Source organism: Pseudomonas sp. YJ42 (genome assembly GCF_047225135.1).
Classification (GTDB): Bacteria; Pseudomonadota; Gammaproteobacteria; order Pseudomonadales; family Pseudomonadaceae; genus Stutzerimonas; species Stutzerimonas stutzeri_E.
In genome coordinates this window covers 502,949-516,068 of the sequence record NZ_CP178378.1, presented here as the reverse complement: position 1 = coordinate 516,068, position 13,120 = coordinate 502,949, and the positions used below count along the sequence as shown (strand labels likewise).

Here is a 13,120-nt window from a genome sequence, read left to right as displayed (position 1 = left end):
AGTCGAGTAGGACTCCCGTATTGGAAAAGGATGAGCAAGTCGGTCGAACCCCGTGTAGTTGTATGATGACAGCGCCAGGAGTAAGGGTGTTCAGATGTGGGCTTCAGAGCCCGTTCCTCATCCCCCTGAGGCGCCTCGACGATAGACAGTCATGAGCGACGGTAGACAGTCATGAGCAGAAAGTAGCCCGATGTTCGCCCGCCAGGCACGCCAACGCTGATCGAAGTGGCCAAGGTCGCGGGCGTTTCTCCAATCACCGTGTCGCGCGCTGGATCGGCCGAACGCGACGGGGGGCGTGGTGGTCTGCAGCTCCGACACCCTGGCTCAAGGTGTACTGGCGGAGGCAGCCAGTCGCGGTCTGGCCGTCCCTGCAGACCTGGCGCTGATGGGCTTTGGCGATCTGTCCAGCGCGGCGCATAGCCCCGCCGTTGACCACTGTACGGATCGATGGTCCGAGGATTGGCCGAGCCATTGCCGAAGCGTTGCTGGCGCGCATTGCCGAGCCCGCTCAGGCTCACGATCCGTTGCGCCTGGATGTTGTCTTCGAGCTGATCGTGCGAGACCGCGCCTGATGTTTTTAGGACTTGAATGATTGCGCAATCATCATAGGGTGAAACGGGCACTTCATTTTCGACGGTCTGACAGGTCTATGTGATTGTCTGGTCACAGCGGCCTCGGGTAGGTCGTCGGTTCCATCACCAGGAGGTTCCATGAACGACAACTGCGCGATCATCTATGCCGACGATGACCGTATCACCTGGCTACGTCTGCGCTCGGTGGCGCTGCCGCTGGCCCATCCTATAAGCGATGCGAAGGTACTCACCGGCCGGCAAAAGCCGATGACCGAAATCGCCATCCTGATCGCCGAAATCGAAACCCGCGACGGCCACCAGGGGCTGGGGTTCAGCTATTCCAAGCGCGCCGGCGGCGCGGGGCAGTTCGCCCATGCCCTGGAGGTGGCGCCCAATCTGATCGGCGAGAATCCCAGCGATATCGCCAAACTATGGGACAAACTGTGCTGGGCGGGCGCATCGGTGGGGCGCAGCGGTCTGGCGACCCAGGCCATCGGCGCCTTCGACGTGGCGCTGTGGGATCTAAAGGCACGTCGCGCCGGACTGTCGCTGGCGCGTTTGCTGGGCGCGCAGCGCGATTCGGTACGCTGTTACAACACGTCTGGTGGCTTCCTGCATACGCCGCTGGATCAGTTGATGAAGAACACTGATTTGTCGCGCGAGAAGGGCATCGGCGGGATCAAGCTCAAGGTCGGCCAGCCGGATTGGGCGCTGGATCTGCATCGGGTCGGCACGGTACGCCAGCACCTGGGCGAAGCGTTTCCACTGATGGTCGATGCCAACCAGCAATGGGACCGACCGATGGCCCGTCGCATGTGTCGACGCCTGGAACCCTTCGATCTGATATGGATCGAGGAGCCGCTGGACTGCTACGACGCCGAGGGGCACGCCGAGCTGGTGCGCCAGTTCGATACGCCAATCGCAACGGGCGAGATGCTTACCAGCCCGGCCGAACACTGGGAGTTCATTCGTCAGCGTGCTGCCGATTTCCTGATGCCTGACGCCCCGCGCGTCGGCGGCATCACGCCCTATCTGCGGGTGCAGATCCTGGCGGAACAGGCCGGCATGACATTAGCGCCGCACTTCGCCATGGAGCTGCACGTGCATCTTGCGGCGACCCACATTCGTGAACCCTGGGTCGAGCACTTCGAATGGCTGGAACCGTTGTTCGAAGAACGACTGGAAATTCGCGATGGGCGGATGCTGGTGCCGAATCGACCCGGTCTGGGCTTGAGTCTGAGCGAACGGGTGGCTGGCTGGACCGCGCAGCAGGCCGAGGTGGGTCAGCGCGCCTGAGCGGGCTCGCTGGCCGCATGACGCACTGCTTCGCGAAGCGCGGCGACGGCCGGGTTGTCGTTATCGTCGCGCCAGACCAGATGTAGCTCGCTGTGTACGCCTATCGGAAGGTCGAGCGTGCGCCAACGCACTCGCTCGAAGCTCACCGCACTGGCGCTGCGCGGCACCAGTGCCAGGCCCATGCCGACGTTCACCAGGGACAGGATGGTCAATGTGTTGCTGAGTGACTGGACATAGTCCGGTTGCACGCCGGTGGAGCGGAACATGCCGGTGAGCAGCTCATTGAACGGCTGCCAGGCGGCATGCGAATAAAGGATGAACGGCTGGCCGTGCAATGCCGCCAGTTCAAGCGGCTCGAGTCGTGCCAGTGAATGCTCGTCGTGCACGGCCAAGACGAAGGGCTCGCGCACCAGACGCTCGCTGACAAGGCCCGGATCGTTCAGAGACGCACGCACGATGGCCAGGTCGATGCGCCGCGTGCGCAGGGCCTGCAGTTGCTCGAAGGTGGTCATCTCCTGTAGCGCGATCTGTACACCGGGGCGGTCGCGCCTGGCCTGTGCCACCACCCGAGGCAAAAAATCGTAAACCGCGCTGGCGACGAAGCCGATGCTCACTGTCCCGCTTTCGCCCAGCGCAATCAGTCGCGCAGTCTGTGCCGCCCGGTGGGCCTGCGCAAGCAGCGCCTGGGCTTCGACGAAGAAGGCCCGACCCGCGGCCGTCAACGCCACCGCACGGGTACTGCGGGTGAACAAGACGACGCCCAGTTGATGCTCCAACAGCTGGATCTGCCGGCTCAGTGGCGGCTGGGTCATGTGCAGGCGCTCAGCGGCGCGACGAAAATTCAACTCCGTCGCCAGAGCGGTAAAGCATCGCAGTTGCGCCAGATCAAACATTGATGCATTTCCGGTATCAATCAAGTGGGTGATTAGATTAGCTCTGCATCAACCGCAACGTCCATCATGCTTTCCATACATCGTCGCGACCATGAAGGTGGACATGAAAACGTACATTTCCGATCGCATTAACTGGGTCGGCCTGCGCTCGGTGGAGCTGCCACTGGCGCACGCTGTCAGCGATGCCAAAGTAGCGACCGGTCGGCAAGCCGCATTGGCCTCGGTCAGTCTGTTGTTTGCCGAGATCGAAACCGCACAGGGGCACACCGGCCTGGGATTCAGCTACAGCCTGCGCACCGGCGGGCCGGCGCAATATGCCCACGCTCAGGAACTCGCACCCTTGCTGATCGGAGAAGATCCCAACGACATCGCCCGACTCTGGAGCAAGCAGGCGTGGGCAAGTGCTTCGGTAGGGCGGGGCGGTGTCGCGGCGCAGGCCATAGCTGCGATCGACATCGCCTTGTGGGACCTCAAGGCACGGCGCGCAGAGCTACCGCTATCCAAACTGCTGGGTGCGCAGCGCGGCTCGGTGCGCTGCTACAACACCTCGGGCGGCTATTTGCAGGCCTCGATCGAAGAGCTCATCGACAAGGCGACGCAGTCTCGCGAGCGCGGCATTGGCGGCGTGAAGATAAAGGTCGGGCAGCCGGATAGACGCCTCGATCTGCAGCGGGTTGATGCCTTGCGCAAACATCTCGGCGACGAGGTGCCACTGATGGTGGATGTCAATCAGCAATGGGATCGCATCACCGCATTACGTATGGGGCGAGCGCTGGAGCAGTATCAGTTGGAATGGATCGAGGAACCGCTCGATGCGCATGACGTTGCGGGGCATACCGCTTTGGCCACGCAACTGGATACGCCCATCGGTACCGGCGAGATGCTCACTAGCGCCGCAGAAGCTTTGGGCTATGTCGACACCGGCGCGGTCGATGTGATCATGCACGACGCTCCTCGCATGGGCGGTATCACGCCGTTTCTCAAGGTCGCCCAGGCAGCCGAACAACGCGGCATGATCATGGCGCCGCATTTCGTCATGGAAATCCATTTGCACCTTGCGGCTGCCTACGAGCATCAGGCGTGGGTCGAGCACTTCGAATGGTTGGAACCGGCCTTCAACGAGCGACTGGAAATACGCGACGGCCACATGATCGTGCCAGACCGGCCAGGCCTGGGCCTCAGCCTGCACGAGCGCGTAGCTGACTGGACGTTGGCAAAGATCGAAATGGGTAAGCGTGGCTGAGCAAAAAAACCGCGCCAAGGCGCGGTTCTATGCCCGGCGGCACCGCTTGCACGGTGCCGCACGCTCAAGCGCGCTGCAGTTTTTCCACTGCGCTTTTACGACCGCGCAATGCGCTGAACAGATGCCAGAGCACCGACAGCAGGGCCAGCGCCAGGAAGGCCGCCGAGATGGGATTGGTGAGGAAACCCATGAAGTTCCCGTCCGAGAGCATCAGGCCGCGCCGCAGATTGGTTTCGGCCATCGGCCCGAGAATGAAGCCGATGATGAACGGCGCCGCGGGCATTCCGCCTTTGACGAAGCCATAGCCGATCAGGCCGAACAACAGAATGGTCCAGACATCGAACACCCGGCTGCTCAGACCGAACGCACCCACCACGCACAGCACCAGGATGATCGGCAGCAGAATGTGCTTGGGTACCGCCAGCAGTTTGATGAAGATCCGCAGCCCATAGAACTCCAGTACCAGCATCATTACCGAGGCCAGGATGAGGGCGGCGAAGATGGTGTAGACCAGCGCGCCCTGGGTAATGAACAGCAAGGGGCCCGGCTGGATGCCGTGAATCATGAAGCCACCGAGCAGGATCGCGGTCACGGTATCGCCCGGAATGCCGAGTGTCATCAGCGGGATCATGGCGCTGCCGATGCCGGCGTTGTTGGCCGTCTCGCTGGCGACCACGCCCTCGACCGCGCCCTTGCCGAATCGCTCGGGATGCTTGGAGCGCTTCTTGGCGATGATGTAGGAGACGATGTTCGAGGTGCCGGCCCCGATGCCCGGCAATATCCCGATCCCGATGCCGATCAGCGAGGAGCGAAACGCATTGGGAATCTGCCCGAAGAACTCCTTTATGGAGAAACCGAAGCCTTTGACGCCCTTCATGCTGACGGACGCGATCTTGCTCTTGTGCGCGGCGCGGCCCGTTTCGGCAATCTTGATCACTTCGGCCACGGCGAACATACCGATCATCACCGTCAGCATCGCGAAACCGCCGTTGAGGTTGGGCGAGTCGAAGGTGAAGCGGCGGATGGCATCGACCGGAGCGATGCCTACGGTGGAAAACGCGAAGCCCAGGGTGCCGGCGTAGATGCCCTTGAGCAGCGAGCCGGTGGACAGCGTGGCGATCAGCGTCAGCGAGAAGATCGCAATGGCGAAATACTCGTGAGGGCCGAAACGCAGAGCGATCTTCGCCAGCGAGGGGGCGATGGACATCAGCGCGACGATACTGAAGACGGTGCCGATGAAGGAGAACACCACGCCGACCCCAAGGGCCTTCAGGCCTTCGCCTTTTTCCATCATCGGCCCGCCGTCGAAGGTCGTGGCGATGGAGGCTGGCGTACCGGGAATTTTCAGCAGAATCGCCGAAATCAGACCCCCGGATGTCGCGCCGATGAACAGGGCCACTAGCAGCGATAGGCCGGCCGCCGGGCCCATGGTGTAGGTCAACGGCAGGCACAGGGCGATTGCCATGGTCGCCGAAAGCCCCGGAACTGCACCAAAGACAATGCCAACGGCGACTCCAAGGGTAATCAGGATGAAGATATAGGGAGAGAAAACCGCACCGAAACCGGCCTGCAGAAGCTCGAACATGGCCGCCTCCTAGAATTTCAGAAAGCCGGTCGGGAGCATCAGATCGAAGCCCTGCCGGAAGGTGAAGAAGATCACTGCGGAGGTCACAACCGCGATGACGACATAGGCGATGTGGTTGATCTTCTGTTCGCGAGGCGTGATCACGATGAACTGCGCATACAGATAAAGCACGGTCATGATTGGAAAGCCGACTTTCTGCAGCAGCGCGACGTATACGGCGATCAGGCCTAGCGTCTTGAAAACCGTCGGGTAGTCAGGTGGCGTTCCGGTAGATGGGTCAGCTGCCGCATCGGGATCAGCCGAAGGTTGCGTCGCCCTGGTTGCAGTCAGCAGTTGCAACACGCCCAGCAGGCAGAGCCCGACGGACAGTACATAAGGAACGGTTGATGCGTCGATGAAACCTTTGCGCGGAAGATTGATTGTCAGGAACAGGTAGAACAGGCCGGCGCCCAGCATCAGGGCTCCGACCAGTAACTCCTTTCTCTTGTAGGTATCCATGGGGCTGCTCTCGATTCAGAAGAAAGGCTGCCGGGCGCAGCGAGCGCGCCCGGCATCGGGTCGCAGGCTTACTTGCTCTGGCGCAGATCGTCCTTGTATTCCATGAACTGCTCACGGGTGTTCTTCAAGCGGTCGATGGACGCGTCGGTACCGAAGTAGCTGACCGGTTGCTTGAACGTCTTGCGCAGCTCTTCCTCGTATTCAGGCGTCTCGGTGATCTGCTTCACGATGCCTGCCATCTTTTCGATGATGGCCGGATCGGTGCCGTCCGGGAACGCGACGACATAGGGCTTCTCCATGACGAAGTCGACGCCTTGTTCCTTGAATGTCGGCACATCGCCCAGCAGCGGGTTGCGCTCGTCGTTGGGCTGGCCCAGGGCGACCATCTCACCGCTCGTTACGTAGTCCTGTACCGAACCGTAGCTGATCGCGGCGAGGTCGATACGGTTACCCAGCAGGGCGACGACCTTTTCCGACACCGTGCCGGCGTCGACCATCTTCAGCTTGGTATCGGTCAGACCTTCGAACATCAGGCCTTGCAGGTGCGAGTAGCTGCCCATCTCGGTGCCGTAGGTCACGCTGCTTGGCTCTGCCTTGGACTTGGAGATCAGGTCTTCCAGTGATTTCAGGCCTGAGCTTTTCGAGGCGACGAATACGGTGCCCTTGTCGACGCCCGCGATGCAGCAGATGTCGAATGCGTCCAGGCTGTCCTTGGTCAGGCCTGCGACTTCGTTGACGATCAACTGGCCCGTGTGGGTGAAGAGAATGGTATTGCCGTCCGGGTCGGCCTGCTTGACCTGCTCGGCAGCCAAGGTGCCGCCGCCGCCCGCGACGTTGGTGATGACCATCGCTTCGCCGGTGATCTTGGTGAAGTATTTGGCCATGGTGCGGGCATTGAAGTCGGTGTCGCCGCCGGCATTGGCGATGACCACGACCTGCACAGGTCGCGTCGGCCATTCGGTTTCGGCGGCATAGGCGCCGCTGACTGCGGTTGCAAGCAGGGCGGAAACGAGGGAGGCGCTGATAGCTTTTTTCATTGTTGGGTCTCTCCGTGGTTGGGGTTGCGGCGCTTCGTTTGTATCTTTTCTGGTTATTGACGCCCCAGGCTTGGCTGCTTGGGATCGTATTTCCAGCCAGGCACCAGATACTGCATGGCCATGGCATCGTCTCGGGCGCCGGTGGCGACCTTGTTGTAGAGCTCGTGCGCGGCAGCGATTCGATCCATGTCCGGTTCGATGCCGAGTCCCGGCTTGTCTGGCACTTGCACCGCGCCACCGACGATCTGCAGCGGTTCGCGGGTCAGGCGCTCCTGGCCTTCTTGCCAGATCCAGTGGGTGTCGATGGCGGTGATGTTGCCCGGCGCTGCAGCCGCGGCGTGGGTGAACATCGCCAGCGAGACGTCGAAGTGATTGTTCGAATGCGAACCCCAGGTCAGGCCGAACTGCTCGCACATCTGCGCCAGTCGAACCGAGCCCTGCATGGTCCAGAAATGTGGATCGGCCAGCGGGATGTCGACTGCTTCGAGGCGCAGCGAATGGCCCATCTGCCGCCAGTCGGTGGCGACCATGTTGGTGGCGGTGGGAATGCCCGTTGCGCGCTTGAACTCGGCCATGATCTCGCGACCGGAGTAGCCGTTTTCGGGACCGCAGGGATCTTCGGCGTAGGACAGGATGTGGCCCTGGCCTTTGCACAGCTCGATGGCTTCGGCCAGGGACCAGGCGCCGTTTGGATCGAGCGTGACACGTGAGTCCGGAAAGCGCGCCTTGATGCCTGCAATCGCCTGCATCTCTTCGCTGCCGCGCATCACGCCGCCTTTGAGTTTGAAGTCCTTGAAGCCATAGCGCGCCGTGGCGGCTTCGGCAAGCCGGACGATGGAGGCTGGGGTGACCGCCTCCTGATGGCGAAGGTGGTACCACTCGTCGGCCGAACCGCTGCCGGCCAGATAAGGCAGGTCGGTGCGGGTGCGATCACCTATATAGAAGAGGTACGCCAGCATCGGCACACTGTCACGCTGCTGGCCGCTGCCGAGCAATTCTGCGACAGGCACGTTGAGATGCTGTCCGAGCAGGTCGAGGAGGGCGGCTTCGACCGCGGTGATGACATTGTCCAGTCGCAGGTTGATCTCGTGTGGCTGTTTGAGTACCGCGGCTTCGGCTTCGGAGGTCACCTCATGTTGGGTGGCCTGCGGCCCTTTCGCCGAGCCGCCCGCAATAGCCTGGCGCAGGGCGTTGAGCACGCGGTTGTAGCGGCCGACCTGCTGCCCCACGACGAGCCCTTTGGTGCGCTCCAGCGCTTGACGGATGCCTTCGCCGCCGGGGACTTCGCCGATCCCCTTGTGCCCGGCGCTGTCTTCAAGCACCACGAGGTTGCGAGTGAAATAGGGCGCATGCGCACCGCAAAGGTTCAGCAGCATGCTGTCGTAGCCCGCCACGGGGATGACCTGCATCCTGGTCACGATAGGGGTATTGGCTTTGAGGTCTGACATCGAGTCGCGGGCTCCTGATTGTTCTTGTGAGCTCAATGATTGGATAGGGAGGGTGGCGCTATCAGCCAAGCCCTCGCGTACAGCTGTCTGACCGTGAACGATTCGCGGCCGGCGCGCTCGCCAGGCTGTAATGGTTATCGGAACGACTTGCCCGCTGAGGCAAGACAGCGGTGGAGATGTGGGCAACAGGCCTGGGCGCTGCAGAGGAGAAATGCGCGGAATGAGACATGGCTTTTTAAGCTCTGTTTGTTTTGTCATACGTTGTCGTATGACTTGGTTCGATTTTTATCAGCGCCGATGGTGGTTGTCAAATGACGGAAACATAAAAATTGTTCTGTGTGACTGCTCGGTCGACGCCAGGTTTCGCCTCCTTCAGGATCTGGTGTTCTTTTTCAGAATAGAAGAAATGCCGCGAATCCCGCCTATCGCGATGACTCGGGGGAGTTGGCCATATTCAGAGGGAGCGAACGAGGAGAAGAAGAAAATCGTCAAAACCGGTAGCGTGTTTTAGAGTTGTACGATAACGTATCTCAAGGCTGCGGCCCCTTCCTCAAATACCGATAGCTTCACAGGATGCTCAAACAATGAACCCACAAGAACTGAAGGCCATCCTCTCTTCTGGTCTGCTCTCTTTTCCTGTTACCGATTTTGACCAGCAAGGCGACTTCAATCGCGCCGGGTATATCAAGCGACTGGAGTGGCTGGCACCTTATGGCGCGACTGCCTTGTTCGCGGCCGGCGGCACAGGCGAGTTCTTCTCGCTGACCCCACAGGAGTATCCGGACATCATCAAGACCGCGGTTGATACCTGTGCCGGTCAGGTGCCGATCCTCGCTGGCGTTGGCGGTCCTACCCGTCAGGCCATTGCCTATGCGCAGGAAGCTGAGCGCCTTGGCGCGAAGGGTCTGCTGCTGCTGCCGCATTACCTGACCGAAGCCAGCCAGGAAGGTGTTGCGCGTCATGTGGAAGAGGTCTGTAAGTCGGTCAACATCGGCGTCGTGGTTTATAACCGCAACGTGTGCCGTCTGACCGCGCCGCTGCTAGAGCAACTGGCCGAGCGTTGCCCGAACCTTGTGGGCTATAAGGATGGCCTCGGTGACATCGAGCTGATGGTCTCCATTCGCCGTCGCTTGGGCGATCGCCTGACTTATCTTGGCGGTCTGCCTACCGCAGAAGTCTATGCCGCCGCCTATAAGGCACTCGGCGTACCGGTTTATTCCTCCGCGGTGTTCAACTTCGTTCCGAAGTTGGCAATGGACTTCTACGGCGCTATCTCCCGTGACGATCATGAAACCGTCGGTAAGCTGATCGATGATTTCTTCCTGCCGTATCTCGACATCCGCAATAAGTGCAAAGGCTACGCGGTCAGCATCGTCAAGGCGGGCGCGAAGATTTCCGGTTACGACGCAGGTCCCGTGCGCGCACCACTGACCGATCTGCGCCCGGACGAGTACGAAGCGCTCGCCGCACTGATCGCGAAGCAGGGCGCTCAATAAAGGCCCGCCCGCTCTATCACTCGCCCCACCCGCCGCTTCAGATGCCCGTCATCATAGTCAGGGCATCGGCGGCGGACCTCACGAAGGAGAGTTCCGTGGCAGAAGCAAAGCGTTATGACAACTACATCGATGGCCAATGGGTAGCAGGCAAAAACTACCAGGCCAATATCAATCCGTCCGATCTGTCGGACGTCATCGGCGAATACGCTCAGGCGGACGCGTCGCAGGTCGAAGCCGCCATCGCAGCAGCACGTAAGGCATTTCCCGCTTGGTCGACTTCCGGTATTCAGGCACGTGCCGATGCCCTGGAAAAGGTAGGACTGGAAATCCTGGCGCGCCGCGAAGAGCTGGGTAATCTGCTCGCTCGGGAAGAAGGCAAGACCCTGCCGGAAGCCATCGGTGAAGTGTCCCGTGCCGGCAACATCTTCAAGTATTTCGCGGGTGAATGCCTGCGCCAGGCGGGTGAAACCCTGCAGTCGGTCCGCCCGGGCGTCAGCGTTGAAGTCACTCGGGAACCGCTGGGCGTGATCGGTCTGATTACCCCCTGGAACTTCCCGATCGCCATTCCGGCGTGGAAGATTGCCCCGGCGCTGGCCTACGGCAACTGCGTGGTGATCAAACCGGCGGATCTGGTTCCCGGCTGCGCCTGGGCGATCGCCGAGATCATTTCACGTGCTGGCTTCCCGGCGGGTGTGTTCAACTTGGTGATGGGCAAGGGCCGTGAAGTGGGCGAAGCCATCGTCAACGACAAGCGCGTCGATGGCGTTAGCTTCACCGGTTCGGTGGGTGTTGGTCGCGGCATCGCGGCGACTTGCGTGGGACGTCAGGCCAAGGTTCAGCTGGAAATGGGTGGCAAGAACCCGCAGATCATTCTGGACGATGCCGATCTCGATACCGCCGTCGAACTGGCCGCGCAAAGTGCGTTCTATTCGACCGGCCAGCGTTGCACCGCTTCCAGCCGCATCATCGTGACCGAAGGCATCTACGATCGTTTCGTCGAAGCCATGATCGAGCGCATCAAGAAGATCAAGGTCGGTTCTGCTCTGGAGCAGGGCGTGGATGTCGGCCCGGTGGTTTCTCAGGCCCAGCTGGAACAGGACCTGAAATACATCGAAATCGGCAAGCAAGAGGGTGCACGCCTGGCCTGCGGTGGCGAGCGTGTCAGCTGCGGGACAGAAGGTTACTTCCTGGCGCCGACGTTGTTCGTCGACAGCACCGCCGACATGCGCATCAGCCGTGAAGAGATCTTCGGGCCAGTGGCCAACGTGGTGAAGGTCAAGGACTACGACGAAGCGCTGGCCATGGCGAACGACACCGAGTTCGGCCTGTCGGCGGGCATCTGCACTACCTCGCTGAAGTACGCCAACCATTTCAAGCGTCATTCTCAGGCGGGAATGGTGATGGTCAACCTGCCGACCGCCGGCGTGGATTACCACGTGCCATTCGGCGGGCGCAAAGGCTCGTCCTATGGCCCGCGCGAGCAGGGACGCTACGCCCAGGAGTTCTACACCACGGTGAAGACCACCTATATCGGCTGATCAGCCGTGCCGCTTGACACGGCGCACCCTGTCCGAGCCGTCTAGCGTCTCGGCGGGTCGCGCCCATGGCGAACAGATCGCTGTACCCGCAACGCGGACCATAAGAACAAAAGAGAGACGCATATGAACAATTCTGTGAATCATGGTGCTCCGGTCATCACCGAACTTCGGGTGGTTCCGGTCGCAGGTCAAGACAGCATGCTGCTCAACCTGAGCGGCGCCCATGGTCCGTATTTCACCCGCAACATCCTCATTCTCAAGGACAGCGCCGGCAATACAGGTGTCGGAGAGGTCCCCGGTGGCGAGGCGATCCGCAAAACGCTGGACGACGCTCGCGCCATTCTGATCGGCCAATCGGTTGGTAATTTCAACGGTTTGCTGAACCAGGCGCGCAAGGCGTTCGCCGACCGCGACGTTGGTGGCCGCGGCTTGCAGACCTTCGATCTGCGCATTGCGATCCACGCGATCACCGCCATCGAGTCGGCGCTGCTCGACCTGCTCGGCCAGCATCTCGGCGTACCGGTTGCTGCACTGCTCGGTGACGGCCAGCAGCGCGACGAAGTCGAAATGCTCGGCTATCTGTTCTTCATCGCCGATCGCAACAAGACTGACCTCGGCTACCGCGACGAATCGAACGCCAGCGATAACTGGTTCCGTGTGCGCAACGACGAAGCGCTGACCCCCGAGACCGTCGTGCGCCAGGCCGAGGCGGCCTATGAGCGTTACGGTTTCAAGGATTTCAAACTCAAGGGTGGCGTGCTGCCGGGCAGCGAAGAGGTCAAGGCCATCCGCGCGCTGGCCGAACGCTTCCCCGATGCCCGCATCACCCTGGACCCAAACGGCGCTTGGTCACTGGCTGAAGCCATCGACCTGTGCAAGGACCTGCACGGCGTGCTGGCCTATGCCGAAGACCCATGCGGCGCCGAGAACGGTTACTCCGGTCGGGAAGTCATGGCCGAGTTCCGCCGTGCCACCGGCCTGCCGACCGCGACGAATATGATCGCGACTGATTGGCGGCAGATGGGTCACACCGTCCAGTTGCAATCAGTGGACATCCCATTGGCGGACCCGCACTTCTGGACCATGAGCGGCTCGGTTCGTGTCGCGCAGATGTGCAACGACTGGGGCCTCACCTGGGGCTCGCATTCCAACAACCACTTCGACATCTCATTGGCGATGTTCACGCATGTAGCCGCAGCCGCGCCGGGAAAGATCACCGCGATCGATACCCATTGGATCTGGCAGGACGGCCAATACCTGACCCGCGAGCCACTGCAGATCGTCGGCGGCAAGGTCGCTGTACCGGCCAAGGCGGGTCTGGGTGTGGAACTGGATGAAGATGCGTTGCAGAAGGCTCACGAGCTTTACCTGGCCAAAGGACTGGGCGCGCGCGACGATGCCATCGCCATGCAGTACCTGATTCCGAACTGGACCTTCAACAACAAGAAGCCGTGCATGGTGCGTTGATTTCACCCACCAGCCAGTAGGGCGGGCTGGACGGCGATCCGCCTCAG

The 13,120-nt window shown here is 61.2% G+C and carries 10 protein-coding genes and 1 pseudogene; 6 read left to right on the top strand and 5 right to left on the bottom strand.

Features of this window, described 5'->3' with window-relative positions:
- Window positions 1–262: 262 nt before the first annotated feature.
- Together ACL0K2_RS02240 and ACL0K2_RS02235 are read left to right on the top strand one after the other, a co-directional pair.
- Window positions 263–572 (top strand): annotated as a pseudogene (locus tag ACL0K2_RS02240) (substrate-binding domain-containing protein); the annotation flags it as partial.
- Between the two features lie 138 nt (window positions 573–710).
- On the top strand, window positions 711–1,868 hold the full coding sequence (locus tag ACL0K2_RS02235; RefSeq protein WP_413043681.1) for an L-talarate/galactarate dehydratase: 1,158 nt from the start codon (window positions 711–713) through the stop codon (window positions 1,866–1,868).
- Here ACL0K2_RS02235 and ACL0K2_RS02230 read toward each other — a convergent pair.
- Window positions 1,856–2,761 carry a LysR family transcriptional regulator gene (locus ACL0K2_RS02230; RefSeq protein WP_413043680.1) on the bottom strand — a complete coding sequence of 302 codons (906 nt, stop codon included), beginning with the start codon at window positions 2,759–2,761 and terminating at the stop codon, window positions 1,856–1,858. The genes ACL0K2_RS02235 and ACL0K2_RS02230 overlap by 13 nt on opposite strands.
- A gap of 103 nt (window positions 2,762–2,864) precedes the next feature.
- Between ACL0K2_RS02230 and ACL0K2_RS02225 the strand changes: the two genes are divergently transcribed.
- Window positions 2,865–4,004: an L-talarate/galactarate dehydratase gene (locus tag ACL0K2_RS02225; RefSeq protein WP_413043679.1), complete on the top strand. Its 1,140-nt coding sequence runs from the start codon at window positions 2,865–2,867 to the stop codon at window positions 4,002–4,004.
- A 64-nt stretch (window positions 4,005–4,068) separates the two neighbouring features.
- On the opposite strand, the gene ACL0K2_RS02220 is transcribed toward ACL0K2_RS02225, so the two are convergent.
- The 4 genes from ACL0K2_RS02220 to ACL0K2_RS02205 form a co-directional block, all read right to left on the bottom strand.
- Window positions 4,069–5,589: a tripartite tricarboxylate transporter permease gene (locus ACL0K2_RS02220; RefSeq protein ID WP_045163712.1), complete on the bottom strand. Its 1,521-nt coding sequence runs from the start codon at window positions 5,587–5,589 to the stop codon at window positions 4,069–4,071.
- A gap of 9 nt (window positions 5,590–5,598) precedes the next feature.
- The gene (locus tag ACL0K2_RS02215) at window positions 5,599–6,087 is read right to left on the bottom strand and encodes a tripartite tricarboxylate transporter TctB family protein (protein ID WP_045163711.1); all 489 of its coding nucleotides are present in this window, start codon (window positions 6,085–6,087) and stop codon (window positions 5,599–5,601) included.
- A gap of 68 nt (window positions 6,088–6,155) precedes the next feature.
- The gene (locus ACL0K2_RS02210; protein WP_239610419.1) at window positions 6,156–7,124 is read right to left on the bottom strand and encodes a tripartite tricarboxylate transporter substrate binding protein; all 969 of its coding nucleotides are present in this window, start codon (window positions 7,122–7,124) and stop codon (window positions 6,156–6,158) included.
- 53 nt (window positions 7,125–7,177) lie between these two features.
- On the bottom strand, window positions 7,178–8,572 hold the full coding sequence (locus tag ACL0K2_RS02205; RefSeq protein WP_413043678.1) for an enolase C-terminal domain-like protein: 1,395 nt from the start codon (window positions 8,570–8,572) through the stop codon (window positions 7,178–7,180).
- A gap of 584 nt (window positions 8,573–9,156) precedes the next feature.
- Here ACL0K2_RS02205 and kdgD point away from each other — a divergent pair.
- From kdgD to gudD, 3 genes are all read left to right on the top strand, one after another.
- Complete coding sequence (gene kdgD, locus ACL0K2_RS02200) at window positions 9,157–10,068, top strand: 5-dehydro-4-deoxyglucarate dehydratase (RefSeq protein WP_045163708.1); 912 nt, start codon at window positions 9,157–9,159, stop codon at window positions 10,066–10,068.
- A 95-nt stretch (window positions 10,069–10,163) separates the two neighbouring features.
- On the top strand, window positions 10,164–11,606 hold the full coding sequence (locus ACL0K2_RS02195; protein WP_413043677.1) for an aldehyde dehydrogenase family protein: 1,443 nt from the start codon (window positions 10,164–10,166) through the stop codon (window positions 11,604–11,606).
- A gap of 123 nt (window positions 11,607–11,729) precedes the next feature.
- Window positions 11,730–13,073 (top strand): glucarate dehydratase, encoded by a 1,344-nt coding sequence (gudD, locus tag ACL0K2_RS02190; RefSeq protein ID WP_239610421.1) that lies wholly within the window; start codon window positions 11,730–11,732, stop codon window positions 13,071–13,073.
- Window positions 13,074–13,120: the final 47 nt, after the last annotated feature.